This is a genomic window from Mesorhizobium sp. G2-6-1, from assembly GCF_055809095.1.
In genome coordinates, this window is the sequence record NZ_CM147896.1 from 438,242 (window position 1) to 463,411 (window position 25,170).

Annotated in this window: 28 protein-coding genes and 2 pseudogenes; all 30 read right to left on the reverse strand. The window is 57.0% G+C overall.

Annotation, left to right across the window (positions count from 1 at the left end; genetic code table 11):
- Positions 1 to 4: 4 nt before the first annotated feature.
- Entirely contained in the window at positions 5 to 679 is a 675-nt protein-coding gene (locus tag AC0L7S_RS02050; RefSeq protein WP_473472846.1) for a response regulator transcription factor, read from the reverse strand.
- A 190-nt stretch (positions 680 to 869) separates the two neighbouring features.
- Positions 870 to 2,405 (reverse strand): DegQ family serine endoprotease, encoded by a 1,536-nt coding sequence (locus AC0L7S_RS02055; RefSeq protein ID WP_473472847.1) that lies wholly within the window; start codon positions 2,403 to 2,405, stop codon positions 870 to 872.
- A gap of 237 nt (positions 2,406 to 2,642) precedes the next feature.
- A complete protein-coding gene (locus tag AC0L7S_RS02060) occupies positions 2,643 to 3,110 on the reverse strand; it encodes a cytochrome c-type biogenesis protein (protein WP_473472848.1) in 468 nt (155 codons plus the stop codon).
- Positions 3,107 to 5,097: pseudogene (locus AC0L7S_RS02065) on the reverse strand (heme lyase CcmF/NrfE family subunit). Before AC0L7S_RS02065 ends, AC0L7S_RS02060 begins: the two are co-directional and overlap by 4 nt.
- A gap of 14 nt (positions 5,098 to 5,111) precedes the next feature.
- Entirely contained in the window at positions 5,112 to 5,555 is a 444-nt protein-coding gene (gene ccmE, locus AC0L7S_RS02070; RefSeq protein ID WP_473472849.1) for a cytochrome c maturation protein CcmE, read from the reverse strand.
- A gap of 3 nt (positions 5,556 to 5,558) precedes the next feature.
- On the reverse strand, positions 5,559 to 6,695 hold the full coding sequence (ccmI, locus tag AC0L7S_RS02075; RefSeq protein WP_473472850.1) for a c-type cytochrome biogenesis protein CcmI: 1,137 nt from the start codon (positions 6,693 to 6,695) through the stop codon (positions 5,559 to 5,561).
- 92 nt (positions 6,696 to 6,787) lie between these two features.
- Positions 6,788 to 7,219 carry a hypothetical protein gene (locus tag AC0L7S_RS02080; RefSeq protein ID WP_473472851.1) on the reverse strand — a complete coding sequence of 144 codons (432 nt, stop codon included), beginning with the start codon at positions 7,217 to 7,219 and terminating at the stop codon, positions 6,788 to 6,790.
- Between the two features lie 99 nt (positions 7,220 to 7,318).
- Positions 7,319 to 8,695: an ATP-binding protein gene (locus AC0L7S_RS02085; RefSeq protein ID WP_473472852.1), complete on the reverse strand. Its 1,377-nt coding sequence runs from the start codon at positions 8,693 to 8,695 to the stop codon at positions 7,319 to 7,321.
- Between the two features lie 46 nt (positions 8,696 to 8,741).
- Positions 8,742 to 9,407 (reverse strand): response regulator transcription factor, encoded by a 666-nt coding sequence (locus AC0L7S_RS02090; protein WP_473472853.1) that lies wholly within the window; start codon positions 9,405 to 9,407, stop codon positions 8,742 to 8,744.
- A gap of 75 nt (positions 9,408 to 9,482) precedes the next feature.
- Complete coding sequence (locus AC0L7S_RS02095; protein WP_473472854.1) at positions 9,483 to 9,782, reverse strand: hypothetical protein; 300 nt, start codon at positions 9,780 to 9,782, stop codon at positions 9,483 to 9,485.
- A 291-nt stretch (positions 9,783 to 10,073) separates the two neighbouring features.
- Positions 10,074 to 10,280 (reverse strand): hypothetical protein, encoded by a 207-nt coding sequence (locus AC0L7S_RS02100; RefSeq protein WP_473472855.1) that lies wholly within the window; start codon positions 10,278 to 10,280, stop codon positions 10,074 to 10,076.
- A 37-nt stretch (positions 10,281 to 10,317) separates the two neighbouring features.
- Complete coding sequence (locus AC0L7S_RS02105; protein WP_473472856.1) at positions 10,318 to 14,214, reverse strand: baseplate multidomain protein megatron; 3,897 nt, start codon at positions 14,212 to 14,214, stop codon at positions 10,318 to 10,320.
- A 60-nt stretch (positions 14,215 to 14,274) separates the two neighbouring features.
- Positions 14,275 to 14,729 (reverse strand): annotated as a pseudogene (locus AC0L7S_RS02110) (NlpC/P60 family protein).
- Positions 14,729 to 15,619: a DUF2163 domain-containing protein gene (locus AC0L7S_RS02115; RefSeq protein WP_473472857.1), complete on the reverse strand. Its 891-nt coding sequence runs from the start codon at positions 15,617 to 15,619 to the stop codon at positions 14,729 to 14,731. The pseudogene AC0L7S_RS02110 and the gene AC0L7S_RS02115 overlap by 1 nt, the downstream one beginning before the upstream one ends.
- A complete protein-coding gene (locus AC0L7S_RS02120; RefSeq protein ID WP_473472858.1) occupies positions 15,616 to 16,266 on the reverse strand; it encodes a phage distal tail protein, Rcc01695 family in 651 nt (216 codons plus the stop codon). The genes AC0L7S_RS02115 and AC0L7S_RS02120 overlap by 4 nt, the downstream gene beginning before the upstream one ends.
- 8 nt (positions 16,267 to 16,274) lie before the next feature.
- Entirely contained in the window at positions 16,275 to 16,850 is a 576-nt protein-coding gene (locus AC0L7S_RS02125) for a phage tail tape measure protein (protein WP_473472859.1), read from the reverse strand.
- Positions 16,843 to 17,034, reverse strand: coding sequence for a phage tail assembly chaperone (locus tag AC0L7S_RS02130; RefSeq protein ID WP_473472860.1), 192 nt, complete (start codon positions 17,032 to 17,034; stop codon positions 16,843 to 16,845). Before AC0L7S_RS02130 ends, AC0L7S_RS02125 begins: the two co-directional genes overlap by 8 nt.
- Positions 17,035 to 17,078: 44 nt before the next feature.
- Complete coding sequence (locus AC0L7S_RS02135) at positions 17,079 to 17,207, reverse strand: hypothetical protein (RefSeq protein ID WP_473472861.1); 129 nt, start codon at positions 17,205 to 17,207, stop codon at positions 17,079 to 17,081.
- Positions 17,180 to 17,419: a gene transfer agent family protein gene (locus AC0L7S_RS02140; RefSeq protein ID WP_473472862.1), complete on the reverse strand. Its 240-nt coding sequence runs from the start codon at positions 17,417 to 17,419 to the stop codon at positions 17,180 to 17,182. Before AC0L7S_RS02140 ends, AC0L7S_RS02135 begins: the two co-directional genes overlap by 28 nt.
- Positions 17,416 to 17,832: a phage major tail protein, TP901-1 family gene (locus tag AC0L7S_RS02145; protein WP_473472863.1), complete on the reverse strand. Its 417-nt coding sequence runs from the start codon at positions 17,830 to 17,832 to the stop codon at positions 17,416 to 17,418. Before AC0L7S_RS02145 ends, AC0L7S_RS02140 begins: the two co-directional genes overlap by 4 nt.
- 50 nt (positions 17,833 to 17,882) lie before the next feature.
- The gene (locus tag AC0L7S_RS02150) at positions 17,883 to 18,293 is read right to left on the reverse strand and encodes a DUF3168 domain-containing protein (protein WP_473472864.1); all 411 of its coding nucleotides are present in this window, start codon (positions 18,291 to 18,293) and stop codon (positions 17,883 to 17,885) included.
- A gap of 168 nt (positions 18,294 to 18,461) precedes the next feature.
- A complete protein-coding gene (locus AC0L7S_RS02155; RefSeq protein ID WP_473472865.1) occupies positions 18,462 to 18,797 on the reverse strand; it encodes a phage head closure protein in 336 nt (111 codons plus the stop codon).
- On the reverse strand, positions 18,797 to 19,366 hold the full coding sequence (locus tag AC0L7S_RS02160; protein WP_473472866.1) for a head-tail connector protein: 570 nt from the start codon (positions 19,364 to 19,366) through the stop codon (positions 18,797 to 18,799). The genes AC0L7S_RS02155 and AC0L7S_RS02160 overlap by 1 nt, the downstream gene beginning before the upstream one ends.
- 104 nt (positions 19,367 to 19,470) lie before the next feature.
- Positions 19,471 to 20,727: a phage major capsid protein gene (locus tag AC0L7S_RS02165; protein WP_473472867.1), complete on the reverse strand. Its 1,257-nt coding sequence runs from the start codon at positions 20,725 to 20,727 to the stop codon at positions 19,471 to 19,473.
- Positions 20,724 to 21,419, reverse strand: coding sequence for an HK97 family phage prohead protease (locus AC0L7S_RS02170; protein ID WP_473472868.1), 696 nt, complete (start codon positions 21,417 to 21,419; stop codon positions 20,724 to 20,726). The genes AC0L7S_RS02165 and AC0L7S_RS02170 overlap by 4 nt, the downstream gene beginning before the upstream one ends.
- Positions 21,409 to 21,762 carry a DUF6107 family protein gene (locus AC0L7S_RS02175; RefSeq protein ID WP_473472869.1) on the reverse strand — a complete coding sequence of 118 codons (354 nt, stop codon included), beginning with the start codon at positions 21,760 to 21,762 and terminating at the stop codon, positions 21,409 to 21,411. The genes AC0L7S_RS02170 and AC0L7S_RS02175 overlap by 11 nt, the downstream gene beginning before the upstream one ends.
- Before the next feature lie 107 nt (positions 21,763 to 21,869).
- Positions 21,870 to 23,048 carry a phage portal protein gene (locus AC0L7S_RS02180; protein WP_473472870.1) on the reverse strand — a complete coding sequence of 393 codons (1,179 nt, stop codon included), beginning with the start codon at positions 23,046 to 23,048 and terminating at the stop codon, positions 21,870 to 21,872.
- Positions 23,049 to 23,061: 13 nt separating this feature from the next.
- Positions 23,062 to 24,348 carry a DNA-packaging protein gene (locus tag AC0L7S_RS02185; RefSeq protein ID WP_473474142.1) on the reverse strand — a complete coding sequence of 429 codons (1,287 nt, stop codon included), beginning with the start codon at positions 24,346 to 24,348 and terminating at the stop codon, positions 23,062 to 23,064.
- On the reverse strand, positions 24,290 to 24,490 hold the full coding sequence (locus tag AC0L7S_RS02190) for a hypothetical protein (protein ID WP_473472871.1): 201 nt from the start codon (positions 24,488 to 24,490) through the stop codon (positions 24,290 to 24,292). Before AC0L7S_RS02190 ends, AC0L7S_RS02185 begins: the two co-directional genes overlap by 59 nt.
- The gene (locus AC0L7S_RS02195; RefSeq protein WP_473472872.1) at positions 24,487 to 24,783 is read right to left on the reverse strand and encodes a hypothetical protein; all 297 of its coding nucleotides are present in this window, start codon (positions 24,781 to 24,783) and stop codon (positions 24,487 to 24,489) included. The genes AC0L7S_RS02190 and AC0L7S_RS02195 overlap by 4 nt, the downstream gene beginning before the upstream one ends.
- Positions 24,784 to 25,170: the final 387 nt, after the last annotated feature.

Sequence of the window (25,170 nt, forward strand, 5' to 3'; positions counted from 1 at the left end):
CTGCCTAGTCGCTCTTCAGCATGTAACCAGCGCCTCGAACCGTGTGAAGGATCGGTTTGTCGAATTCCTTTTCTATCTTGCCCCGCAGGCGCGACACATGAACGTCAATGACATTGGTTTGCGGATCGAAATGATAATCCCAGACGTTTTCCAGCAACATCGTCCGTGTCACCACCTGGCCAGCGTGGCGCATCAGATATTCAAGAAGGCGAAATTCCCGCGGCTGAAGGATAATGGGGCGTGCATCGCGGCTCACGGAGTGCGAAAGCCTGTCGAGTTCGAGATCGCCAACCCGGTACACGGTGTCCGCTTCCTTGGCACTCGCCCGGCGGTTCAGGACTTCAACCCGTGCAAGAAGCTCTGAAAAAGCATAGGGCTTGGTCAGATAGTCGTCACCGCCAGCGCGCAGGCCTGTGACCCGGTCATTGACCTCGCCAAGTGCCGACAAAATCAGTACCGGCGTTGTGTTGCCGCGTGAGCGCAATCCGGCGATGACCGACAGGCCATCGCGGCGTGGCATCATCCGGTCAACCACCATGACGTCATAATCACCGGAATCCGCCAATGCAAAACCGGTTTCGCCGTCTCCGGCAACATGGGCAGTGTGCCCTGCTTCTGCGAACGCCTTTTCTAGATAGTCAGCGGCTTCACGATCATCTTCAATGACGAGAATCTTCATGGCGCCACCATACCCGCTTTTTTCGGATCGCATGGGTATCATGTTCAGTTCCCTTCAACAAAACAACAGCGGGTCACAAGACCCGCTGTTGTCGCAATGATGGTCGTCGCCTGTCGTTTGGCCTCGCCACCATATTGGCACTTGAGGCGTTTGCGGAAACTGGAAGGACCACTTCCGCAACCGGGAAACCTCAACCTTTTTCGACGGGTAACGCCACGAAACGATTGTTGTCATTGCGCGATATCTGCACCAGAACAGATTTGCGTCCAGCTTTCGCGGCATCGTCAATGGCCTTGGTCATGTCGCCGGTTTCGTTGACCTCCTGCGAGTTCACCGCTGTGATGATATCGCCCGCCTGTATGCCACGGTCTGCCGCATCACCGCTGGGATCGACATCGGTAACCACCAGACCTTTGCCGTCATCGGCCCTTGTGACGGTCAGGCCAAGGTTATCAAGCGCATCAGCCGTCTGATTTGACGTTGACGGTGTATCCGCAGAAGCCTGCTTGTTGGACTTGGGAAGTTCCCCAAGATCGACCGTTATATTTTCAAACTTGCCATCCCTCCAAACTGTGACATCGACCGTCTTGCCGGGAGAATAACCACCGATCAGGCGCGCAAGTTCCTTGGTGGAAGCCACATCCTTGCCATCGACTTGCGTGATCACATCACCGGGAACGATGCCGGCTTTCTTGGCCGGGCTGTGATCTTGGTCGCTCGAGACCAGAGCCCCCTTGTCGGATTTCAGACCCAGTGATTCCGCAATGTCGGCACTGACAGGCTGGATTTCGACGCCCAACCATCCGCGCTGAACCGTTCCGTTCTTCATCAGATCCTGTACGACAAGTTTCGCAGTAGAGGCAGGAATTGCAAAAGCGATGCCGACATTACCGCCCGAGGGCGAGAAGATTGCCGTGTTGATGCCAACCACCTGACCGTCAAGATCGAAGGCGGGACCACCCGAATTGCCGCGATTGACCGCTGCGTCGATCTGAATGAAATCGTCATAGGGGCCTGCGCCGATATCACGGCCACGCGCCGAAATGATACCGGCAGTCACGGTCCCGCCCAATCCAAACGGGTTGCCAACTGCGACAACCCAGTCACCCACCCTGACTTTTGAATCGTCAGCAAAGTCCACATAGGTGAATTTGCTATCGCTATCGACCTTCAATACAGCCAAGTCCGTGCGCGGGTCGGTGCCGATCAGCTTGGCGTCAAGTTCCTTTCCGTCATTGGTGACAACAGTAAATGCCGTGCCTTCCTCAACGACATGGTTGTTCGTCACGACATATCCGTCTTCAGAAATGAAGAAGCCTGATCCCTGTGCTACCGGACGTGGCTTGTCACCATTGTGATTGCGGTACTTGAAGTGGCGATTCCTGCGCTCGCCATTTTGTTGGTCATAACCACGGAACTGCTTGAAAAAGCGACGAAGTTGCGGATTATCGTAAAACATGTCCGGTCCGCCGAAACCGCTGCCGTCGTCGGCGGCGGGCTGGATTTTTGCCTTGACGCGAACGCTGACCACGGCTGGCGACACATGGTCCACGACATCGGCAAAACTCGGAACCTGCGGTGCTTCAACTCGAACAGCTTCCGCAAAAACAGGGGCTGTCCCAGCAGTTACCGCGCCAAAGCCGACTGCACCGACAATTGCGAGGGTTGCAACTGCAGCGGTCAAAGACTTGCGATGGCTGGAAATGAAATTCGGAGCGTTTTTCATTGATCTCGTATCCTCTTGAAACGGGTGCAAGCAGCATCCTGTGGGTCAAGAGATAGAGCGACCTACATTACCGGGTTATTTCCGATAAATGAAACTTTGGTAATGTTGCACAAAGAACCATGCACGCGGCTAAAGCACCTCGCGTCTAAAGGGATTCATGCAGGGTGTTTTTAGCCTTTGTTTAGCGCATGCAGTGGTCTGAAAAACCGCTGCACACTTTTGGACGACATGTACCAGTCAGTCCCGCTTCAAGACGGCGTCGAGGGCATCCTGCTCTTCAACTGTCAGTTTCCGCGCTTCAGACACGGTTTTGGCTCGCGATGATCTGAAGATGAAAATTCCACCAGCCAAAAGCAACAGGAATGGTGCGCCCCACAAGAAGGCGTTGCGCCATTCAAACCGCGGCTTGAGCAGGACGAACTCGCCGTAGCGAGAAACGATATAGTCGAGCACCTGTGCATCACTATCGCCCGCCCTGATCCGGTCGCGCACCAGAATACGCAAGTCGCGGGCGAGATCGGCGTCCGACTCGTCAATCGACTGATTTTGACAAACCAGACACCGCAGTCCTTCCGAGAGGGAGCGTGCGCGCGCCTCAAGTGCAGGATTTGCCAGCATCTCGTCAGGCGTTACCGCTTGAGCAGCGCCACCACACATCAACATCAACAGGATAGTGATCGTCGCTAGTGACGGTTTCGACATCATGCCGCGCCTGAACTCGGCGCAGCATTTGATCGCTTTGGACGGCGCGACGGTGCGCCGATACGCAGGCGGCGGTCCATCAACGACAGGGTTCCGCCAGCCATCATCACCAATCCGCCGAGCCAGATCAACGTCACGAACGGCTTCCACCACAACCTGACCACAACGGCACCACCTTCAGCATCATCGCCAAGCGATATGTAGAGTTGGCTGAAACCGATTGTTTTGATACCGGCCTCGGTCGTCGTGGTTTTGCGCACCGGAAAAAGCCGTTTCGACGAGATGACATTCGCCTCGGTTTGACCGTCGGAATCGATCAACGCGAAATGCGCTTGCTCTTCTTCATAGTTCGGCCCCTGTCGTGTCGAGAGGCCATCGAAGCGCACCATTCGCCCCGAGATTTCGACCACTTGTCCTGGCCGCATCGTCAAGATTTGTTCCGCGCCGAAGCACAGGGTTCCGACCATCCCAAGGACCGTCAGGCCAAGCCCGAAATGCGCAAACGTAGTCCCAAACACCGAACGTGGCAGGCCGTAGACGCGCCGGAGCATGGCACCGATTGCCACCTTTCCAACGCCGGTTTTCGTCGCAAGGTCAGTCAGCGCGCCACCCATCAACCAGAACGCCAGACCTGTTCCAAATGCTGCCAGCGCCGATGAGCCATCTATCAGGAATGCGGTAATAAGTGCGGCGATGAGTGCGGCGCCGAATGCAAACATCAAACGCTGCGCGGCAGCAAACACATCACCCCGCTTCCAGGCGAGCAGAGGACCAAACGGTACGGCGACAAGCAATGGCACCATCAAAGGCATAAAGGTCAAATTGAAGAACGGGGCACCGACCGAAATCTTGTCCGTTGAAACGGCCTCGATGAACAGTGGATATAACGTGCCGACGAGGACCGTGGCCGCGGCAGTCGTAAGGAATAGATTATTGAGAACCAATGCGCCCTCCCGCGAGATCGGCTGGAAAAGACCGCCTTGCGAAAGAGTGGTCGCGCGAAAGGCGAAAAGGGCCAGCGAACCGCCGATGAACAACATCAGGATGCACAGGATAAAAACACCGCGCGTCGGGTCGGTCGCAAAAGCATGGACAGAGGTGAGAACCCCAGAGCGAACGATGAAAGTCCCCAGCAAGGACAGCGAAAATGTCAGGATCGCCAAAAGCAGCGTCCAGATTTTCAAAGCGGACCGTTTCTCCATGACAATTGCGGAGTGCAGCAAGGCCGTTCCGGCAAGCCAGGGCATGAACGAGGCGTTCTCGACCGGATCCCAAAACCAGAACCCGCCCCAACCAAGCTCGTAGTAGGCCCAGTACGATCCCATCGCGATCCCGCCGGTGAGAAATATCCAGGCAACCAGGGTCCAGGGCCGCACCCAACGGGCCCATGCGGCGTCAATGCGACCGTCAATTAGGGCAGCAACGGAAAAGAAAAGCAGATCGAGAACCCGACGTAACCGAGATACAGCAATGGCGGGTGTATTGCGAGGCCGATATCTTGAAGCACCGGATTGAGATCGCGGCCTTCGATAGGGGCTGGCGAAATCCGGGTAAACGGGTTCGACGTTGCAAGAATGAACAGGAAGAACGCCGACCCAATGGCACCTTGGACGGCCAGAACATTGGCTTTCAGCGTTGGTGGAAGATTGGTGCCGAACACCGCAACGAGAGCGCCGAAGAATGTCAGGATCAAGACCCATAGAAGCATCGAGCCTTCATGGTTGCCCCAAGTGCCTGTGATCTTGAACAAGAGCGGCTGCAGGGAATGCGAATTTTCCCAGACAGACAGCACTGAGAAGTCAGAACGGGCGTAGGCGGCGGCAAGTGCGACAAAAGACAGTGCCGTAAGCGCAAATCCAGTCAGTGCTACCGGCGCGGCCACGGCCATCATGCGCTCGTTCTTCGCTTGCGTGCCGATCAGCGGGACGACCGTTTGCACAAGCGCTAGGGCCAATGCGAGAACCAGTGCGAAATGTCCGATCTCAACCATTGCTGCGGTGCCCACTATTCATTTTTACTATCCTGCCATAGCCCCTTGGCTTTCATGGATTCGGCGACTTCTTTCGGCATATATCTTTCATCATGCTTGGCGAGCACACTATCAGCAACAAAGGTCCCATCAGAGCCAAATGTCCCTTCCGTGATGACACCTTGGTCTTCCCGGAAAAGATCCGGCAAGATACCAGTATATGTCACCTTGACCGATTTTTCCGTGTCCGTCACCGAGAAGGCAACGGTCGCACCCTGCCCGCGCCTGACCGTGCCTTTTTCGACCAAGCCTCCCAAACGTATGCGCTGGCCTGGTTGAAGGGTCGTCGCGGTTAGCTCTCCCGGCGTATAAAAATAAGACGCTTTTTGTCCCAGCGCGTAAAATGTCAGCGTGGTTGCACCGCCCAGAAAAATCAGGCCGGCGGCAATTACGGACAGTCTTTTCTGCTTGCGCGTCATCGCCTAGTCCTTTGCCACAATGCCAAGAGTGGATGCAAAGGCCGTAAATTTCCTTGCCTGTTCACTGTCACGTCCGAATACAGCAATTGCGCGGCTCAATGCATCGCGCGCCTGCACTGGCTTGCCCAGCACCTGATAGGAGCGAACAAGCTGCATCCACCCTTCTTCGTCACGTGGGTTGTCTTGCAATTTCTCATCCAGGCGGGCCACCATTGCGCCGATCATGGCGCTCCTGTCCTGGCTAGACATGGAGGCTGCGGCGTCCATGTCTTGTTTGCTCGGACCTTTAATCGCGGGGGCCTCGGCTATCTTTCGGCCAGCTTGCTCCAATGCCTGCGTGGCTGCGCGATGCCATCGCGACCCTTGCGGCAGACTCGAAAGCATCACCTGCCATTTCGCCGCCGCATCATCGATGCGCCCATCCTGCGCCAATGCCATCGCGCTAAAGAAAGTTGCCTTCGCATCATTGGGATCGAGTTTCAGGGCCTTCCCAAATGCGTTTCTCGCTTCATTTCCAATCGTTCCGCCATCGACATTGACGATCGCTTCTCCCAAGCCCGCCTGGCGCTTGGCACTTTCGCCCAGCAAATCAAGAGCATTGCGGTAGGCACTTACAGCTTCTGGAAAGCGCCCAAGCCTGACATAGATGGGTGCCAGTACATCCCAACCCTTGCCATCGGAAGGGTTTGCGGCAAGGTGCGCCTCTGCTCGTGCGACCAACTCGTCGACCGAACTTTGCGCCGGGTTTTTCGCCATTCGTTCGCTTAACGGTTGCGAAGGCAGGTCGGGCGAACCGATGGCAGCATAGATGCTCCAGCTGACGAGCGGCACTGCAAGCACCGCAGCTGCCGAAACAAGCCGCAAACCCATTGACGACGATAGCGACGCAGACGCGCCAAGATTGTCCTTCTCGCCCAGCCGGATAATGCGACGGGCCACTTCGGCATGTGCTTGTTCTGCTTCGGCAGGCTGGATCAGGCCACGCGCCAGATCACGATCCAGTTCGGATAGCTGGTCGCGATAGACCTCGAGGTCGTGATCGCCATCACCGGCAACCGCGCGCGCCCTTCCAGCGAGCGGCAGCAACACTGCCAAGCTCGCACCCAGTGTAAGAACAGCGGCGATGACCCAAAACAACATACCGTATTAGATAGCGGTACTGTGGTTCGCTGCCAACAAGGCTTGCTGCGACCCTTTGACGAATGTCGGCGATGAGCGATCTGACACAATGCTCATGCCAACGGCGTCCAACTGCCATCGGCGTTGCGACATGCCGTGCCGCGCGCCGTCGCTTTCGCGCCTCCACTGAACACGGTATGCGAATATTGTCGGCAATCCTGAGATCCGACGCGATAAGGCTGAGCTGCCACAACCTCTCCATACCGGTTTGATTGTTCGCTCTTCCAGGTCACTGGTTGACCGCTGGGCGTGTACTCCAACGCCTTGTATTCTGCCGCCAGGGCGCTGCGCTTTTCACTCCCGCTCAATCCCGCACCAATCTTTCCGCTCACCAACCCTCCGCCCATTGCCGAGCCGCCTCCCACGCCAATTTGCGCCGCGGACGCTATATTCAGACCAGTAGAAGTGGCCGTTGTGGCTTGATCGCCATTTGATAGGCTCGTGGCGCAGCCGGAAAGGGCAAGCAGTCCAACAATGAGTGTCACGCAAATTTTCATTCGAAATCCGATTTTCCTAGCTCGTTCCCAAGAGGCGTCCGATATACCGAAAATTGTCTACAGCCAGATTATGACTTGTTCTGCATCCTATCGAACACACCGGAGCTGAACGGTCGCCTTCAGTCCACCCATACTCGAGCGCGCCAATGAAAGCCTGCCTCCATATTCGTTGACGAGATCCGCTACAATTGCGAGACCAAGCCCTGTGCCCGGTTTGCTTTCATCCAGGCGCCGACCCCGCTCGATCGCATCACGTGCCTTGTCTTCCGGAATACCTGGTCCGTCATCTTCGATGCTGATCTCGAAAAAATCGGCTGTATCTGTTTTGTCCGTCGTCGGTTGAACCGTCAAGGCGACCTTGGCTACGGCCCATTTCATCGCATTTTCCAATAGATTGCCAAGAACCTCCTCAAGGTCTTCGCGTTCGCCCGCAAAGACAATATCCGTGTCGGGCAAGGAAAGCGACAGTTGTGTATCCCGATTGAGCTTCGCGACCACTCGTGCCATGCGTTGCACGAGCGTGTTTACCGGAGTTCGATAGACAACGCTGTCTCGCTGTGCCGCGACGCGCGCACGTTGCAAATAATGCTCGACCTGCTTTTGCATCGAGCCTGCCTGCTCGACGATCAAATTTCCCTTCGTTCCACCAAGTATCCGTCCTTCATTAAGCAGAACAGCAAGCGGTGTTTTCAACGAATGGGCCAGATTTCCTACCTGTGTGCGTGACCGCTCGACGATGCGCTTATTGTTTTCTATCAGTGCGTTTGTTTCATTGGCGAGCGGTTCAATCTCGGTCGGGAATCGACCATCGAGGCGCTTTGCGGTTCCTTCGCGAACGAGCGCGAGCGCGTTCCTGACCCGGCGCAGAGGTTGAAGGCCGAATAAGATTACAATGGCATTGATGGCAATCATACCCACACCAAACAGCGCGAGATAAGTCGCCAGCTGGCGCTGAAACGAACTGATTTCCTGTTCCAGTTCGGTCTCGTTGCCCATGACGCGAAAACGCGCGATCCTGTTTTTTGTGTCGAGCACGAATTCGCTTTCGATCACTCGCAGTTGCTCGCCATCGATGCCGTCAGCCACATAGCTGCGCTGAAATTCCGAATTGAATGGAACATCAGCGACACTGGGCGATGGAATAGGCGAGGTCATCGACGACGAATGCAGTTCGCCGGTCAAGCTCTTGGAAGCAGGTTCTACCGACCAGTACCAACCCGACCCAGGCTCGGAAAACCGCAGATCTCCCAAATCAGGCACACCTTCCAGAGCGCCTGAACCTGAAACGCCGACCGATCCGATGAGATTGAAGATATGCGCCGATAAAAGGCTTTCGAAGCCATGTTCGCTGGCTTGCCGATAGAGCGTCGTGATCAGGGTAAAGATGACGATAAGGGTAATAACCGCCCAAACAGTCGACAATGCGATAACCCGAAATGTGAGCGAACGCAGCCACGAACGCATCGAAGCCAATCTCTTGTCACCATGTCTGGCTGGCAGCGGTTCCGACTTACGCCTCCGGTTCTCGCATGCGATAGCCCATACCACGCACGGTTTCGATCATATCGACACTCATCTTCTTGCGAAGACGTCCGACAAAAACCTCTATCGTATTGGAATCACGATCAAAATCTTGATCATAGAGATGCTCGACCAGCTCGGTTCTGGATACGACCTCTCCCATGTGGTGCATGAGATAAGCCAGAAGACGGAACTCAAGTGACGTCAATTTCAACGGCACGCCATCGATATCGGCCTTCGAGGCCTTGGTGTCGAGACGAAGTGGACCGCAGTTCAATTCCGATGACGCATGACCCGCTGCACGGCGAATGAGCGCCCTAACCCTGGCCAGAACTTCCTCGATATGAAACGGCTTCGTTACATAATCGTCGGCACCGGCATCTATGCCTGCCACCTTGTCGCTCCAGCGATCGCGTGCTGTGAGAATGAGGACCGGTATCTTTCGGCCATCACGGCGCCATCTCTCGATCACGCTGATTCCGTCCATCTGCGGCAAGCCGATGTCCAGCACCACTGCATCATAAGGTTCTGTATCTCCCAAGAAATGGCCTTCTTCGCCATCGAATGCCTTGTCAACGACATAGCCGGCACCCATCAGCGCCTCGCAGATTTGCCTGTTCAGATCCTTATCATCTTCAACGACGAGTACGCGCATGCGAAGCCTATGCCTGTTTGCGATAGTGCGAGAGATATAGGCCGATTCCATTTGCCATGGGAACGCCTGTTCCTATCATCCCAATGGTACGACAACCTCGGTGCGGCGTGGCCGTTGTCCATCTTTGCCGGGAACCAGAACCACGATCACGCAAACCGCCTTCCCTCCGCGCTGAGCTTCAGATGCCTTGGCAAGCGTGCCGCCGTTCTGCGCAGCTACCTGCTGTCCAATCGAATAGCAGTCCGACGCAATAGTGTGAACAAGTCGGCTCGATTGCGGTTTGGCAACTGGCCATGCAAACGCCTGCGACACACTCAATATGGCAGCGCAAAATGCAAGAGCTATCGCTCGACTGTTGAAACGACATTTGTTCATGATCCCGGTTCTAGCGCATGTCTTGTGAACGTGAAATGAACACAGGCTGCGCCGAACATATCCCCCCATTTGTTCGGCAATTTCGGCAGCTTCGCTTCGATTTAACGCGAAGCTGCAGAAACTCACTCTAGTGGAACGAATTTGACATTTCAGCCCCACTTCCGTCAGCCTCTCGTTCAAATGTCAAATTCAAAAGTTCCACGAGAGACAGTAAGTTGCTAGTGGTTTGTTTGATTCAGACATTTGCTCGGGCGTGTCCACAAGACGGATGCAAATGTCGGAATCGAACCACTAGCCTATTCGTTGCTTCGCAGACAACCGGCCGAATATGGCAACCAGACCGGAGATCGCGCTTATGGCCTGCAACAGTGTGTCTGTCAGAGCCGAACCGTCGAGACCGTCCAGCGGGATGCCTGTAAGACCGGCCGTGCCGGTCAATATTGTGATGAGCGAAGCCCAGATGGTGCGGGAGAGATACCACGGCTTTGAAGCGGTCATGTTCCAATTCCTTTCAATGGTGATGTTGGTTCGGTTTTCATGAAACTGTGACGCGGGACGTGGCCGGAACACCCCAACCGACCGCCATGCTTAATTGGCGCACAGTGATGTCGAATTGCGTCGGCGTTGCCCCAAAATCCATGGCGATATCGCTTGATGAATAAAGCCACCCAGGTTCGGAAGTCGTTAGCGTGCGCAGCATGGCCCCTGCGGTCGAGGCAATTTGAAGTTGATATTCTTCCGTCTCCTCACTGATCGGGATTTCGCTGCCTTCCCACTTGTCCGCATCCACACGCCCACGCCTTATCCACGACAACGCTAAATCGGCACCTACCCGTTTCACTCTCAAATGCACTGGCGCAAGCGGTAGTAGAGCGCGACGGCCACCTGTCTGGCTGCTCGTTATGAAATTGGCCTCGGACAGATCGGAACCGGTGGCCCCGATCCGCCAATTGAGCGTCAAACCCGCTTCACTTGGCTGTAAGCCCGCAGGTTCTACGGCACTGTCGAGGATAACGAAATCGGCTCCAGCCGGTGCTCCAGCCGCCATGGCATCGCTGGTCCCAAGTTGACCGCGAAGCAGATGCGAAAGCTGCCATATCTGTGGTGCAATCTCCTGCGCCGACTGAAATTGCAGGATTTCCCAGATACCTGAGGCAGACTTCACTGCCGCTGCATTGGCCCCGTTCAGCAATTGAAGCGTGCTGACGCTTGCGACTTCCGCATCGAACAATTCAACCTTTAACGAGCCAAGCCTGTCGCGCCGGCCTTCAAACCCCGGCGCAAGCACTTCAGTCAAACGACCAAGGCGGGCGGGCTTCAAAATAAGTTCACGCAATACGAAGCCGGTATCTTCCGGCGAAACGTAGAGTGCCTGTCCGCGCCACGGTTTTTGCCAAACGGCCACGCGGAACTGATCCTGGAATGGACCAATTCCCAATCCCGTCGGCAGATCGAGAAACAGGGCGTGAGGTTGCCCGGCAGCAATCAAAGTCGACGTGGGCGCTGGCGATACGAGTTCTCGCCACGGGGTCGGAGCAACACGTGCTACCTGACGGGCAGACACTTTTCGCACCAGCCCATCTTCTATGCCGGTAACCAGAAAATCGGAGCCATTGCCGGTCGCAGGCAATCTGACGATTGAACCTGGAACAATATCTGTTCGGGGTTGAGCCACGGAAAAGGTGACGGCTTCACGCTGGAACCATGTTCTTTTCAACCAATCATCGAGCAAAGCAACGGCCTGCCCTTTGTCCAGCACCCCTGGAAACGAGATCGTCTTTTGCCTGCGTCCCATCGCTTCTTGTCGCGTCGTCCTTACCGAACCCGACTGGTATTGCGTAAGCGGGTCGACAAATGCCAACATCGCTTCGACAGGAAGTTCGTGGTCGGGCGAGCGAACCGCCTCGACGATTGGCGCGTCCTCTTCCATTGCCAGTTCCGTGATCTCGGTGGCTGACGACCTGCGGGCACTTGTCTGTCTGAAAATCAGGTGGTCGGCATCTTCAATCACATTCAAATCGAAGACATCCAGCAAAGGCTCAAGGGCGGCTCGTGGTGTCGTCGGGTCCGCTATGACATAGCCGTGGACCGTTCCATCCACGTCATCGACCAGTGCTTGCGGCTGACCATGATCGGCCAGAATAGCGTTTATCAAAGCTGACACGTCCGGATTTGCCAGCCGGCCGTTCAACCAATGGCCCCTGCTCCAGTTGGCCCCATCCGTCCACAGATCGCTATGTTGGGGAAACGCGGGAAATGGCCTCGCATCCCATGCCCATAGGTAGATGCGCGACACATCGACCATGCGGCCACCATAGACAGAGGATACCGGGTTCCACACGTCGTCGAAATCGGGCACGGCGTCATCCCAATATCCGAGATGGGATTCCAGAAAGCGGTGCTGTGCAATGTCCGAGCGGCCACCGTGCGAAAAATACGGAGATGCGTTCTCCGCCGATTTCGGATCGGGGAAAACATTGGGCTGGTTCGGACCTTTGTCGACGGCCGGACAACCCAATTCCGTGAACCATATCGGCTTACCGGCCGGAACCCACGCCGTGGGTGTCGTCAATTCGACGCCGCCGACCCGTTCATGATGCGAATTTGCCCACCAATTCACAATATCCTTGTATCTGTAGACCCACGGCTTTCCGGCCATTCCGTCGGTAATCGGGGCCCGTGTCCGTTCCGCTCGTGCTTCGGTGCTCGGATAATACCAGTCGAAGCCTTCGCCACCGGCAATTGACGCCTTGAGCCCTGCCGGATCATAGGGACCGGCAAAACCGTCTGGATTGTCACCTGAATAATCAGCATCGCGCCAATCGGCGAGCGGCATGTAATTGTCGATCCCGACAGCATCCATGGACGGGTGCGCCCAAAGGGCATCGAGGTGAAAATAGACATCGCCGCTGCCGTCAGCCGGGTGAAATCCGAAATACTCGCTCCAGTCCGCGCCATAGGTAATATGCGTTGCGGAACCCATCACGGTGCGAACATGAGTGCAAAGGTCAGACAGTTGCTCAACGAAAGGGAATGCGGCAGCCTCATCGCGCAACGTCGTCAGCCCCGGCAACTCGCTGCCTATCAGAAACGTATCGACCCCTCCTGCGGCGACCGCCAGATGTGCGTAGTGCAGGATGAAGCGCCGATAGCCCCAATCATCAGCCGATCCGGTAAATTCAACCGTATTGCCAGCTGGCGAAAACTGCGGGTAAAGCGCATCACCGCAAAATGACGCTATTTGCGAACGCGCCTGCGCCGTCTGGTCTGCCGAACCGGTTTGGTAGGGGGCCGGATCAGACGTAATTCGCCCGCGCCACGGATAGTCCGGCTGGGCAGAGCCGCCATAAGGATTTGGCAGACCATTGCCATCGGCAATGTCCATCATGATGAACGGATATAACGTCACGCCGAGACCACGCGCCTTTATCTCGGAAATAGCGTCGAGCACGCTCTGGTCGGACGGCGTCCCACCATAGGCGGCAGCGCCATCATGTTGCGAAACGACGTGCGCGGCATTTCTTGCAATACCGGACACGACCCATTCGCTGGAAAGACCCGCACCATTTGAGTCGGTCACGGCAGGCCTGATCTTGCAGTGCCCCGCTCTAAGATCATCCCCAAACCAGGCAATGATCAGCGCGACATGGCGCAAGTCCGGGCTGGTCGCCTGCAGTTCGTCGAGAGAGGCCGCAATGTCGGTTCCCGCAAACAAAACGTTGCGATTGAGCGCCTGGCGCTCGCCTGGCCGGGTCTGGCGGGTCACAGCCACCGGCGAAAGGCCATATTCGGTCGAACCCGGAAGCAAGGAAACCGCCTTGACGGCTTTGCTCAGCTTACCGACGGGCCGGATAACCTCGAACTGCAATTGCGGGACGCGGTTGCCGAATGGCCCGATATCCAGACGATCAATTACGACATAGGCGCTACCACGATAGGCGGGCGTATTGCCTGTGCCTTGCTTTGCCTCGATCAGCGGGTCCGCTGATTGTGCCTCATTGCCGCGATAGATTCTGAGTTCGATATTCTCCTGGTCGAGTTCCTGTCCATCAGCCCACACGCGCCGAATGCTCGCAATCTCGCCTTCGCAAAGCAGGAATGCAGCGTTGGCGTAGTATGAATACTCCGTGACCTTGGGACCCATCTTCCCTTGTCGCCTCGTCGTCCTGCTCTCTTCGAAGCGTGTCGCCCAAATCAGCACACCGCCAAGACGCGCTGTGCCGTAAAGGCGCGGAATCGCAACGCCTTCCTCCGCTGAGAACGGGCGGGAGCTCGCCAGCCGCGGTCCTTCGATATGCTGCGTGCTATTGATAAGGGCTCGATCGAACGTGTAGCCGGCAAGCGCACCGACAGCCGAACCGATCGCGCCGCCAACTGATCCGAAAAACCCGCCCAGATAGGCGCCCGCTGCCTGCAGGAGAATTGTGGCCATGAAAGACTCCGGCGCTGGATTGAAGGGAGTAGAGTGATTGTGCGGAAAATGGAGACCGGCTTATTGCCGAGGAAATGCAAAGACGCCGGCAATGCGGCGACGCCATTGCGGCACGAGCGTCGACATGACGACTTCGCCACCGCCTTGATAAGCGTGAATGAAGCGTGTTTCTTCAATCAGGATACCGGCGTGCTTTGCTGGTGCGTGCGCACGCCATCGAAAAGCACCATATCCCCCGGGGTTAGCGTCGAGACGTGCTTCTCATGGAAATAGCGGCGCGCTCCGGCAAGCATATTTTCGCCGGTGCGCACTTCGGCCCAATCCGGCGAATAATCATCGCGAACCTCGATTTCCGTGCCATAGAGCGCCCGCCAGACGCCTCGGATCAGCCCGAGGCAATCGCAGCCAACACCCTTGCAATCGCCCTGATGGCGATATGGCGTCCCAACCCAGGACAATGCCTCGGTGACAATTGCGCCAGTGGCCCCAATGTCAGTTCCAACAGGATGCGTCATTACGAAACGACTGGGCCTCCGTCAAAATTTCCACCATCGGTCACATATGCGTATGCGGAATCATTTCCGGGTAGATGTGGAAATCCTCGAAAATTCAATGCGTTGTTGAACTTTTCCTTACATGTCGCGAAGGTCTTGTCGCAACCTGCGGACACGCTGAACAGATCACCAACTTCAAATGCGGCGCCAACAGAAGGCTGAAGAACGAGCAACACGCCAGTACCATCGACACGGTGATCGACAATCTGTTCAGTGCGCCCGTTTCTTGCACCACTCGTCCAGGTGAGCCTGCCATGCGAGAACCAGCCTGTCTCGAAGGCAGCGAGCCCTGAAACACGGATCGCGTCCAATGATGCCTGTCCAACGACACCCCCTGATGCCTTAACAGTCGATTGATCAAGTGAAACGCCGCAGCGGCCATCGCCAAGCCCAGCATCGCAAGTGCGCATCACATAGCGTCCATTGGGCTGGTCGAGTTTGTGCACCAAACTTTCAAGTTCCGCCACGAAATGATTGTCGCTGCGAGTCATCTTGCCAATGGTTGCGGTGCGCACGAGTACGAAATCCTGCGGCTTGCGCCAATTGACGAGGTAGGTTTCCACCTTGGCGTCATCATACAGGCCCGCCGCAATGTCTTCATCACGGATACGCTCGGAAGACAGCGCACCTTCCACATCGACAGTATCGACAGTAAGCCCGAGCGATTGACGTGCCTCGCTGGGGCTGAACCCTGCTTCCGGCTCAAACGCCGTCTCGTCGATGACAAGCGTTCGGTCATGATTGGTGTAGGCTGTCACTACGCCGTCTTTTCTGGTCAAGCGCCAACATTGGCACACGCTCGTTACGTCACGTGCGAAATGGTCGGCAAGCGCTTGCGGATAATTCGTCACAACTGCACCTCGATAAGTGGTATCGAAGATATCTGGCCCGCCTTGAATGCTTTCAGGCTGACCGCGATCCGTTCTGCGTCGAAGCGCACCGGAACATCGAATTCGTAACCGGCAGTGACTGCCTGCCCCACGCCGGGGACTGAACCGGGTGCAAAGACGATCTCGCCAGTTGATGCGTCAAATTCAAAGTCCGCCGGCGAGGACAGTTCCACACCTGCTACCGCAACAAGCAAGCTCGGCAAAACCGGCGTAGCAATCGACCGGCGATAGGCATCGGCACCCGTCCCGTAAACTTTTACCAGCACGAATCGGTCGGTTTCACCGTCACCAACACCCAGAAGCTGGTCCTCAGCCGATGGTGTTTCGTCCGGCGAGCAAGACTTCATGTCAAAGGGGTCTCTGAAGCGAAAAGCATGTAGGGAACCGCGACGCGCTTCAAAGAAGGCAATTACCTCGTGAAGATCGTTAATCGAACGCAAGCCGGTGCCGACATCGTAGTGACGACGCGATTGCGAAACGCGCGCGTTACGCTTTTCGCGCCCCGACGTCAGTGAAACGATCTCGTTGCGGCGCTCCGGTCCACCGGTCGCGCCGAATGAAACGGGGAGCGGAAATCGTACGTCGTGAAAACTTTCCAGATCCGACATTTCTATCCTTAAAAGGTTCGGGTTCCGCGCGAGACGGCACGCGCCAGCATGCCGGTGATCTGTGCTTCCGATTTTCGGAAGGATGCGGCGTCATGGGCCGTTACGTTGAACACCACATTGACCGGGCTGCTCCCCGCCGCTGCCGCGACGCCAAGACTGCCGTCAGCGCCGCGTCGCAATGGCAGGATCGCCTCACTCCCGGCCTCCCCCATCAGGCCGACCTGATCGCCCATCGGGAAATAGGTGGGCGAAGACACCACCCCTCCGGCGGCGAAAGGCGTGGCATGTCCCGGCACGCCGCCTTTTGCGAAAGGCTTTAGGCCCGGCAGGCCACCCAGAAGGTTTGAAAACATGGAACCGGTCAGATTTTCCAATGGTTTCAAGCCTTGCGTCAACGCCATGCCGGCAAGGTTCATACCGACCCGACGCAAGACATCGTCAAGCTGCTTGCCATTGACCGCAGCCCCCTTTAAGGCACCCGCCAATTGAGTGCCAAAGCCGCCTGATAATTTCTGCAAATTCTCCAGCGCCTCCTGAAATGGGGTCGTGTCGGCCTTGATGGCCACTGTTACGTCTTCAGCCAATTCCAGTCTCCTTGCAGGCAGGCGCAGCGTCGGGAAATGCACGCATCAATGTGGCAAGCGCGCCCCGCCCTGGCGGCACATTTCTACGAGGCGAAAGCGTGCTCATCGCGCGTTCGAATTCACGTGGAGTCATTGTCCAGAACGTCTTTGGGGTAAGCCGCAACAAACCGAAGCCAATCGCCATGATATCGTCCCATGGAAAGGTCGGCTTCGTGTCCGTTGCGGCGTCTAGGGGTTTGCGGGCGAAGGTGTCCCCGGTGCCGCACCAAACGTCACGGTCAACAGTTCGGAGACCGTCTCGGCAAAACCGGTCGCGCCCTTTTCGCTGCTCATCGCGCCAACGGCATTGTCATCCATATCGACACCGCCCCCCGCAATCCGGCACCAATGATGCGGATCATGTCGAGCGCCGAGAGCCGTCCGCCGGAAAAGCGCTCGACCAGTGCCGCCAAATCATCAGCGGCATATGTTGCTTCCAGTTCGGCCAACGCGCCGAGCGTCAGGCAAAGCCGGTACGTCTTGCCGTCGAGTTCCGCGCAAATCTCGCCCCGGCGATGGTTGGCGCTCATGTTGTCACCGCAAACTCGATCGGTCCCGCCGATTCGAGTGCCATCTCGAAGGTCACTTCGCCATCATGCACGCCGGTATATTCCAACGATGTGATCTGGAATGCACCAGAGATAACGCCAAAATCTGGAACGGCAAGCTGCCAATCAACGATTTCGCCGGCAAAAAAGTGCGCGCGGATCAGGGCATCGGATTGCGCATCCTTGAAAATTCCAGAGCCGCTGATTGCGGTACGCTGTACGCCGCTCCCGGCCAGCAATTGACGCCAGCGTCCGGCTGAATCGGCGTCTGTGACGTCAACCGTCTCGCTGTTGAAAGCGATCCGTTTTGACCGCAACCCGGCAACGGATACAAATGTTCCGGCACCATCGGAATCGATCTTGAGAAGAAGGTCCTTGCCCTTCTGTGCGCCCATTTCGGACCTCCTGATTTATGATGATTGAATTGATTTGGGACCCGGCGCGATCAGATCGCGGGTTCGGTAACCGCGCGAAAGCGCAAAAGGCCGTGGTTCACGGATTGATCGTCGTCATAGCGAATATCTGCAAACTCAAATCGCAGATTGACCAAGCGGTGCTCATCAAGGTCAAGCGGCACCTGGTCGAGACTTTTTTGCACCGCGTCCATAATATTGAGCACTTCCTTCCTGCCTCTGGCTTTCGACCAGATATGCAGTGTGAACAGTTGCTCGGCTCCATTTTCAGTTGCCGTACTCCAATCAAAAATGCTGCTCCGGCCGTAGGCGATGTAGGGAAATGCAGCATTTGCCGGAACTGAATCGAAAACTTTCGCTCCACCCAGTAGCGCCAACAGAGCACCATCGCCCGACAGCACCTCGAATAGCGCCTTTTGCAGATCAGCGGCTACCGCGATCATCGCTCGACCTCCTCGTTTGGATGCTCTCCGCATCCCGTGATGCAGCCATTTGCCTTGGCGACAATCCGTCTTTAACGATACTCTCGCGCTCCACTTCTTCTGCAACGTCGTGAGCCTTCCAGCGCAACGCCCGCACGAGACCGTCCAGTGTCAATGTCATCGTCACATTCACTGCACCACCTCCCGTGCCCTGCACACCAGATAGCGTCCGGTTTCATCCGGATCGTGTACCGTCACAATGTCGAAGGCGCGGTCTTGACGGCGCGCGCGCATGCCACCGGCGATGTCATCGCGGGCGCGCAATGTGATGCGATGCGAAAGTGTTTCCTGCGCTTTGTCCGCGCCATAACTGCGTTCAGCCGAAAGCGGCTCTATCCGCGCAAAAACAACCGCAATTTCCGACCAGCTTTCCGTGAATCCACCAAGTCCATCAGGTGCGCTGACAGGTGCTTCAAAGATCAGTTCGCTTCGCAATGATCCCGGATCGATAAAGGTAACCCGCATCACAATCTCCCGGCCCGATAGCCGGCGACAATCCGCTCGTAGCCGAAAGGGTAGGAAACAGGCTGATCGCCCGGCCCGAAACTCGTGCGGAATTCATACCAATGTGCAACCAGCAATAGTATGGCTCGGTGTAGCAAATCGGGAACATCCGTCCCGGCTTCGCCGAAGCCCGCGGTAAAATCGATCTCGATCCCGTTCATTGCGCGCAATGGCTGTATGGGCGTGGCAATGCGAACCCGCGCAGGCCGCGAGATGCTATCGACCTGATAAGTGGAAGGGTCAATCAGCGAAGCTTCCCCTTCGGTCCCGAAGGCGGTTATCGAGGTGATGGTTCGCACCGGATGAACCTTGATCTTGGCCAGGCCGCCAATTGGCCATCTGTCTAATGTCAAACGCCAGCTTTGGTCGATCAAGGCCATTGCCGTGGTGCGTTCTACTTCCTCACGGGCAGCGCGGATCAACCCGTTCAGCAGGTCGTCTTCAGTGGTATGATCGAGGCGCAGATGACCCTTCACTTCGGCAAGCGTCACAGGCTCCGCCGTTGGATCGACCGTTCGGATGAGCGTCATTCAAGTACCTTTGTTTGGGAGTGTGAACGGCTCCGGCTGATCAGCCGGAGCCGTATCGGCAGGCAAATTGGCAGGGGAGGAGTGGCCCGCTGCCAAACTGTTATTTACGCCGTGCCGAATTTCAGGAGCTTGATGGCGTCGAAATCCTGGACGCCGCCGCCCACGCGCTTGGTGGTGTAGAACAAGACATATGGCTTGGCGGAGTACGGATCACGCAGCACTCGCACGCCTGCCCGGTCAACGATCAGATAGCCACGCGCAAAATCGCCAAAAGCAATCGGCGTTGCGTCACTGCCAATATCGGGCATGTCCTCGGCTTCGACCACGGGGAAACCCATCAAAAGAGCCCGCTGGCCGGGCGCTGACGGCGGTTGCCACAAATAATTACCGTCACCATCCTTGATCTTGCGCATGGCGGCTTGCGTCTTGCGGTTCATCACCCAGTCGGCGTTCTGGCGATAGCCAGCCTTCAGCGCATAGATGGTATCAATCAGAACATCCGCAGGATCTGAAGCTGGAAGGTCACCCGACACACCGGTCAAAGTGTAGCCCAGGCTACCCCACGCCCATGCGCTCTCGGCAACCTTGGTGTAATCGAGAAACCCTTTCGGTTTGCTGGTCCCGTCACCTGTGACGAAGGCAGCACCTTCCTGTTCGGCAAAGGCTGCTTCAACCTCGCTCGATATCCATTGATCGAGGTCGACGACAGCATCCTCGAGAAGCGAAGGCGTCGCCGCCGGCATGGCGTAAAGCTCCATGGTCGGAAACTGCAATTCGGCGAGCGTGGCGGTATTCGTTTGCGGTCGGGCTGCCGTCTCCGAGACCCAACCAACGGCTGGGCCGCTCACCGAGAACGGCTTTTTCAAGACCGAAGCCGAGACCTGCCTGACCGACGCAATCGAGCGGATCGGTGACAGCGCGGATAGCCGTTTGCCAATCTCCGTTTCGGTTTGCGCAGGCACCAGATACCCGCCGTCCTGACCTGAGCCGTAAGACATTGCCTTGGTATCGAGCGAACGCAGCAAGCGATCATCGCCATTGCGCATATAGGCATCGAAGGCATTCTTGTGTTCGCATGGCATCGTCTGGCTATCACGCCCCAGCGCCGGCCTGATCTTCTTCAGTGACAGATTATCGATGGCACGTTTCTGCTCATCAAGCGCATGCGAAATACGCTCCACCTTCTCGCTGGTCAGCACATCGGGGCTCAAACGCTCCTCAAGTTGAGCAAGTTTCTCGTCATTGCTTTCCTTGAATGCCTCGAACGTGTTCATGAATTCGCCAAAGGCATCTTTCAGATCGAGATATTCACCGGTCGCCGATTTCGTCTCGATCGGCCCGGCCAGTTGCCTTGCATTCATATGGAGTTTCCTCTTGGGTTGATGATGCGTGTTGCCTCGCGGATACGCGCCGCAAGGCTTTGTGATGATCCCGGCGCAGCGTCTCGCTTGCGCACGAGGCTGGTGAAACCTTTCGCAATGACGGTTCGGGCATCGCGTTTCGACAGCCCGGCATCGCGGGTCAGCCACAGTTCAAATTCGCTGGCAGTCGGCAGGGGTCGGGCAATTTGTCCCTTGACCGTCTGGATGCGTGCGCCCGGAAGCATCGGGAATGTAACAACTGAAATTTCCCATAGATCGGCCTCGAATATGCGCCGAACCCCGCTTGCCGGATCGCGTTTCACCTTGACGGGACGAAAGCCGATTGAAAGCCCATCAAGAGCGCCACTGCGCAAGAGGCTCAACACCTCGCTGGCACGCACCACGTTCGGGGTAAGCTGGCCGCGCACGAACAGGCCGCGGGCATCTTCCCTGATCTCGTTCCACACCCCGATCGGCTCGTTCGGATCATGCTGAAAAAGCATACGGATGCCGGATGCCTTGCGTGTGCGCAGCGCGTTTGCAAAGGCACCGCGCTCTACCACGTCCTTGCCGAGATCCAGCCGTCCAAACAGGCTCGCATAGCCGGAAAAACTGCCATCCTGATCGACCTTGTCGAGCACCAGATCGACAAATTTGCGCTCGCATGCCCGCGCCAAAGCTTCAGCGCTCATCGCCATTCTCCACATTCTTGTCTTGAGTTTTGCCCACGAGCCAGTTCTGCTCGAATGCACGCATGATGAGGCCCAGCGCCCACCAGGCGCAGAGGCTCGCAGCGGCCGATCCCATCAGCATCAGCTCAATGGGACCAATGATCCTTTCGATGCCGAAATCCGACGCTATTTTCAGACCAGCTGTTCCACCGAATACCAGGCCACAGACCACGCCGATGGCAAAGCGCGAGGCAGCTTCACGTCGTCCGTGGGGAAGAAGATAGACCAGCGATATCGCAGATCCTGCGACAGCGCCCGCGCCTCTGGCAATCCAAAGCCAGTTCGTCTGGGACATGTCAGTCATGGCAAATTGCACCTCCTCGCGTGAGCGTCCAGAGCACGTCGTTTCTGAAGGGATTCATGCGTGTCGTTGTCCCGGACAACCGCCGCGCAATCGTAAGCAACAGGGATTTAGAGCGAGCGGGGCTGATAGCCGACGGCATCGCGCTTTTCGTCCTCACTCAGGAAGGAAGCAGCATCGACGCGCGCCCATAGCGCATCACGATCACCGCTCAGCCCTTCGATGCGGTCCGCGTCGTACCAGAGGCGAAGAGTGTCGCCGAAAGCACCGCCAAGCCACACCGACAATTCCTTCGCGGTACGCGCAACCAGAGGAAGGATCGTCATCCTGTAGAAAGCGCGGTTCGCTTCCTGATAATTTGCGTAAGTGTTGTCGCCCGGTATGCCGAGCAACATCGGAGGCACGCCGAATGCCAGTGCGATATCGCGGCTGGCCGAATGTTTGGCCTCTACGAAATCCATATCCTTGGGCGTCAGGCCCATCGCTTTCCAGTCCAGTCCGCCTTCCAGAAGCAGCGGCCTGCCTGCCCGCGTCGCGCCGGAATACCCCTCCTCCAGTTCCGCTTTCAAACGATCGAACTGGTCGTCGTTCAAATTTCCGCCTTCCTTCGGCGCATAGACCAGCGCACCTGAAGGGCGTGCCGAATTGTCGAGCAGCGCCTTGTTCCAACGCCCTGCGGCATTGTGGGTATCGAGGGCCATCAATGCCGCTTCGAGTGGCGGAAAGCCGTAGTGGTCCTCCAGCGGATGGAAGAGCGTCAGATGCGCGCCCCCGCCTTGTTGCGTCTGCCCCAATGTGACGCGTCGGTGCGTACTGCCTGCGCGATAATCCAGTGCGACGGGCCAACCGCTCGCATCGGTGACAACGGAAACGCGGTCGGGGCGCAGCATGTGCAATTCGCGCGCGTCATTGCCCGCATCTATCAGTTCGACATAGGCATTGCCGGCCAGCAGGAGGTGTCCATACAGGGCTTCCATGAATGTCGCGCCGGACTGGCGCTGGTTCGGGCGCTCCAGCAAATCGGTCAGCGGGTGAGCTTCCAGTTCGCTCGCTCCCTCATAAAGCAACCACGGAACCGCCGAGGCCGTTTCTGCGATCAAGCGCACCGCGCGGTGAACGATCGGGTTGCGCATGAAGCCTTCGCGAGCGAGCGTGGCATAGTCGCGCAGCGTCCATTGGGCGTCGCCCTGCGCGTGAAATGCTATGAAGCCGCCGGGTGCCGTACTTTTGAATTCAGTGCGCGCACCGGCGTTCCCCGCGGAGCGAGGCCAGGGCCATTTCCAAGCCATATCAGTTCCTGTTCTATAAAAAGTCGCGGATACGCGGTTTCGCCGATTGCTCGGGCATCAGTTCCGTAATCGCCCAGACCAGAGCATCAACTCGGTCGGGCGAATGGCCGTTGGACAGGCCGTTCGTGCCGAAATCGCACATTTCATCTTCCAGTTCGGCAAATCTGCCCGCATGATGCACCCTGCCCTGCTGGTACAGCGCAGCGATCGGCTCAGCGCGCAACCATTTGCCACGCCGCGCTCTTACCGCCTTGATCGGAACATCGGGGTCGACTGTACGGATCACCGCCGTCGCCATTTCGCCGCCCTGGTTCACCTCGACAACCAGACAATCGGCCTGCAACTTATGATAAAGGGCAACAGCCTTGGCTGCCCATTCCTGCGGCTTGACCGCATGAGCCGTCGCATCGGCCAGAACAACGGCTTCGCCCACACAATCAAGCCCGGCTGCAATGATGCCACAGGCGTCCGAGGTTTTACGTGAACTGGCAGGCGGATCGACGGCCACCACTATGCGGCGCAGCGCACCACCATCTGAAATGGCGGCCTGTTCGATCATCTGACGCGACCACAATGCGTCTTCCCGATCCTCGACCAATTCGCCGTTGAGTTCCTGTCTTCCCAGTCTGGTTCGGGCGTAACGCTCCTCTACCGTCTTCAGAAAACCGGGCGCCAGATGCTGACGGTTCTCGTCGGTGCGCATACGTGTCATCACCACGGCCGGATCGGCAAGCAGCTTCTTCATCAGTCTCGTCGGGCGCGGTGTGGTGGTTATCATCTGCACAGGTCGCTCGCCCAGTCGCAGGCCAAACTGGAGCATATCGTATGTCGCTTCGGCATTTTTCCATTTTGCCAGTTCATCGCACCAGGCCGCTTCAAATTGCGGTCCGCGCAGGCTCTCCGGGTCTTCCGAAGAAAATGCCTGTGCCACCGCTCCACTTGGCCATAGAAGCCGTCGCCTCGACGCCTCGTAGCGGGGCCGGTCGCCACGGGCGACGGTGGCGATGCCGGAGGGGCCATCGATCATCACTTCGCGCACATCGCCAAGTGTTTCACCGATCAGGGCGATGAGGCCATATTTCCGGCCCGCTCCGGCAAATGGTGGCAATCCTCTTGCCAAGCCTGTCACCCATTCAGCACCAAGCCTTGTCTTGCCTGAACCGCGCCCACCTGTAACCAGCCATGTCTGCGGCAGCTCGGGCATCATGGGAAGTTGGCTGAGTCTGCCTTTCAACAACCATTCATGTATGACGCGTTGCGCCACCTGCGGTTTCAGGTGGTTGCGCAACCATATGCGCAGCAAGCTCCGTTGCGAGGTCGACAATGCGCTCGTTGATACGTTCGAGAACGGCGGCCAAGTCTTCATTTTCTTTGATCTGGTTCTCTTTGGCAGCGGCATCCGGCTGCATGATTTCGCCAATTTTCTCAAGGCTGCGGATCATTGCGACAAGACCGTCGATCTCCGCCTTGTCGATCTTGCCCCCTCCCTGGTGGCGGCAATGCTGAGTGCTTCAGCCTTGCCCAGGAGCATGGCGGCAATTGCGCGCAACCGCTCGCTCACGCCCTCACCAAGCGTTGGTGCCTGCACTATCACCCAGCCTTCACGTTTGATTTGCCGCGCTAAAGATTGCGGCGAACGACCGCTCGCCTTGGCCAGCACGTCGATGGTCATTTTCGTACCCTCATACAAGGCACGCTGGGCGCAATCGCGCACGCTCCGCTCGTGAACAGCCATGGACCCTTCCAGAATTTCATGAAACCCGGGACCGCCGATACGACAGCAGGCAAGAGCTGGCATTTCCCGTTGAGGAAACCCTGCCAACGCCAAACTCGAAAGACGTTCTGAAGATGGGAATTTGCCAATAGGCGCGAACCAACTCCGTCCACCACGTTATCTCTGTCGTGGCCTGTCGCTCGCACTTTTGTGACTATACCCAGACACTACCAAAGCACCGTTACGCTGTCAAGAATTAATTCCTAGGATTTTAACCCTATTATCAATTCCAGCACGTCAAGGTGGTATTGCCACTTGTCGACATGGCGTGAATGAGTGAAAAGAAGTCGGCTTGCCTTGGCGGCGGATTTGCGGCCTCATGGTTCAAGCCAATTTCACAGACGGACA

What these genes read in the sequence shown, in the direction of transcription:
- AC0L7S_RS02050 (WP_473472846.1), bottom strand. Translation starts at nt 679, where the DNA reads ATGAAGATTCTCGTCATTGAAGATGATCGTGAAGCCGCTGACTATCTA.
- AC0L7S_RS02055 (WP_473472847.1), bottom strand. Translation starts at nt 2,405, where the DNA reads ATGAAAAACGCTCCGAATTTCATTTCCAGCCATCGCAAGTCTTTGACC.
- AC0L7S_RS02060 (WP_473472848.1), bottom strand. Translation starts at nt 3,110, where the DNA reads ATGATGTCGAAACCGTCACTAGCGACGATCACTATCCTGTTGATGTTG.
- ccmE (WP_473472849.1), bottom strand. Translation starts at nt 5,555, where the DNA reads ATGACGCGCAAGCAGAAAAGACTGTCCGTAATTGCCGCCGGCCTGATT.
- ccmI (WP_473472850.1), bottom strand. Translation starts at nt 6,695, where the DNA reads ATGTTGTTTTGGGTCATCGCCGCTGTTCTTACACTGGGTGCGAGCTTG.
- AC0L7S_RS02085 (WP_473472852.1), bottom strand. Translation starts at nt 8,695, where the DNA reads ATGCGTTCGTGGCTGCGTTCGCTCACATTTCGGGTTATCGCATTGTCG.
- AC0L7S_RS02090 (WP_473472853.1), bottom strand. Translation starts at nt 9,407, where the DNA reads ATGCGCGTACTCGTCGTTGAAGATGATAAGGATCTGAACAGGCAAATC.
- AC0L7S_RS02095 (WP_473472854.1), bottom strand. Translation starts at nt 9,782, where the DNA reads ATGAACAAATGTCGTTTCAACAGTCGAGCGATAGCTCTTGCATTTTGC.
- AC0L7S_RS02100 (WP_473472855.1), bottom strand. Translation starts at nt 10,280, where the DNA reads ATGACCGCTTCAAAGCCGTGGTATCTCTCCCGCACCATCTGGGCTTCG.
- AC0L7S_RS02105 (WP_473472856.1), bottom strand. Translation starts at nt 14,214, where the DNA reads ATGGCCACAATTCTCCTGCAGGCAGCGGGCGCCTATCTGGGCGGGTTT.
- AC0L7S_RS02120 (WP_473472858.1), bottom strand. Translation starts at nt 16,266, where the DNA reads ATGTCGGATCTGGAAAGTTTTCACGACGTACGATTTCCGCTCCCCGTT.
- AC0L7S_RS02130 (WP_473472860.1), bottom strand. Translation starts at nt 17,034, where the DNA reads ATGGCGATTGGCTTCGGTTTGTTGCGGCTTACCCCAAAGACGTTCTGG.
- AC0L7S_RS02135 (WP_473472861.1), bottom strand. Translation starts at nt 17,207, where the DNA reads ATGGATGACAATGCCGTTGGCGCGATGAGCAGCGAAAAGGGCGCGACC.
- AC0L7S_RS02140 (WP_473472862.1), bottom strand. Translation starts at nt 17,419, where the DNA reads ATGAGCGCCAACCATCGCCGGGGCGAGATTTGCGCGGAACTCGACGGC.
- AC0L7S_RS02145 (WP_473472863.1), bottom strand. Translation starts at nt 17,832, where the DNA reads ATGGGCGCACAGAAGGGCAAGGACCTTCTTCTCAAGATCGATTCCGAT.
- AC0L7S_RS02150 (WP_473472864.1), bottom strand. Translation starts at nt 18,293, where the DNA reads ATGATCGCGGTAGCCGCTGATCTGCAAAAGGCGCTATTCGAGGTGCTG.
- AC0L7S_RS02155 (WP_473472865.1), bottom strand. Translation starts at nt 18,797, where the DNA reads ATGCGGGTTACCTTTATCGATCCGGGATCATTGCGAAGCGAACTGATC.
- AC0L7S_RS02160 (WP_473472866.1), bottom strand. Translation starts at nt 19,366, where the DNA reads ATGACGCTCATCCGAACGGTCGATCCAACGGCGGAGCCTGTGACGCTT.
- AC0L7S_RS02165 (WP_473472867.1), bottom strand. Translation starts at nt 20,727, where the DNA reads ATGAATGCAAGGCAACTGGCCGGGCCGATCGAGACGAAATCGGCGACC.
- AC0L7S_RS02170 (WP_473472868.1), bottom strand. Translation starts at nt 21,419, where the DNA reads ATGAGCGCTGAAGCTTTGGCGCGGGCATGCGAGCGCAAATTTGTCGAT.
- AC0L7S_RS02175 (WP_473472869.1), bottom strand. Translation starts at nt 21,762, where the DNA reads ATGACTGACATGTCCCAGACGAACTGGCTTTGGATTGCCAGAGGCGCG.
- AC0L7S_RS02180 (WP_473472870.1), bottom strand. Translation starts at nt 23,048, where the DNA reads ATGGCTTGGAAATGGCCCTGGCCTCGCTCCGCGGGGAACGCCGGTGCG.
- AC0L7S_RS02190 (WP_473472871.1), bottom strand. Translation starts at nt 24,490, where the DNA reads ATGATCCGCAGCCTTGAGAAAATTGGCGAAATCATGCAGCCGGATGCC.
- AC0L7S_RS02195 (WP_473472872.1), bottom strand. Translation starts at nt 24,783, where the DNA reads ATGGCTGTTCACGAGCGGAGCGTGCGCGATTGCGCCCAGCGTGCCTTG.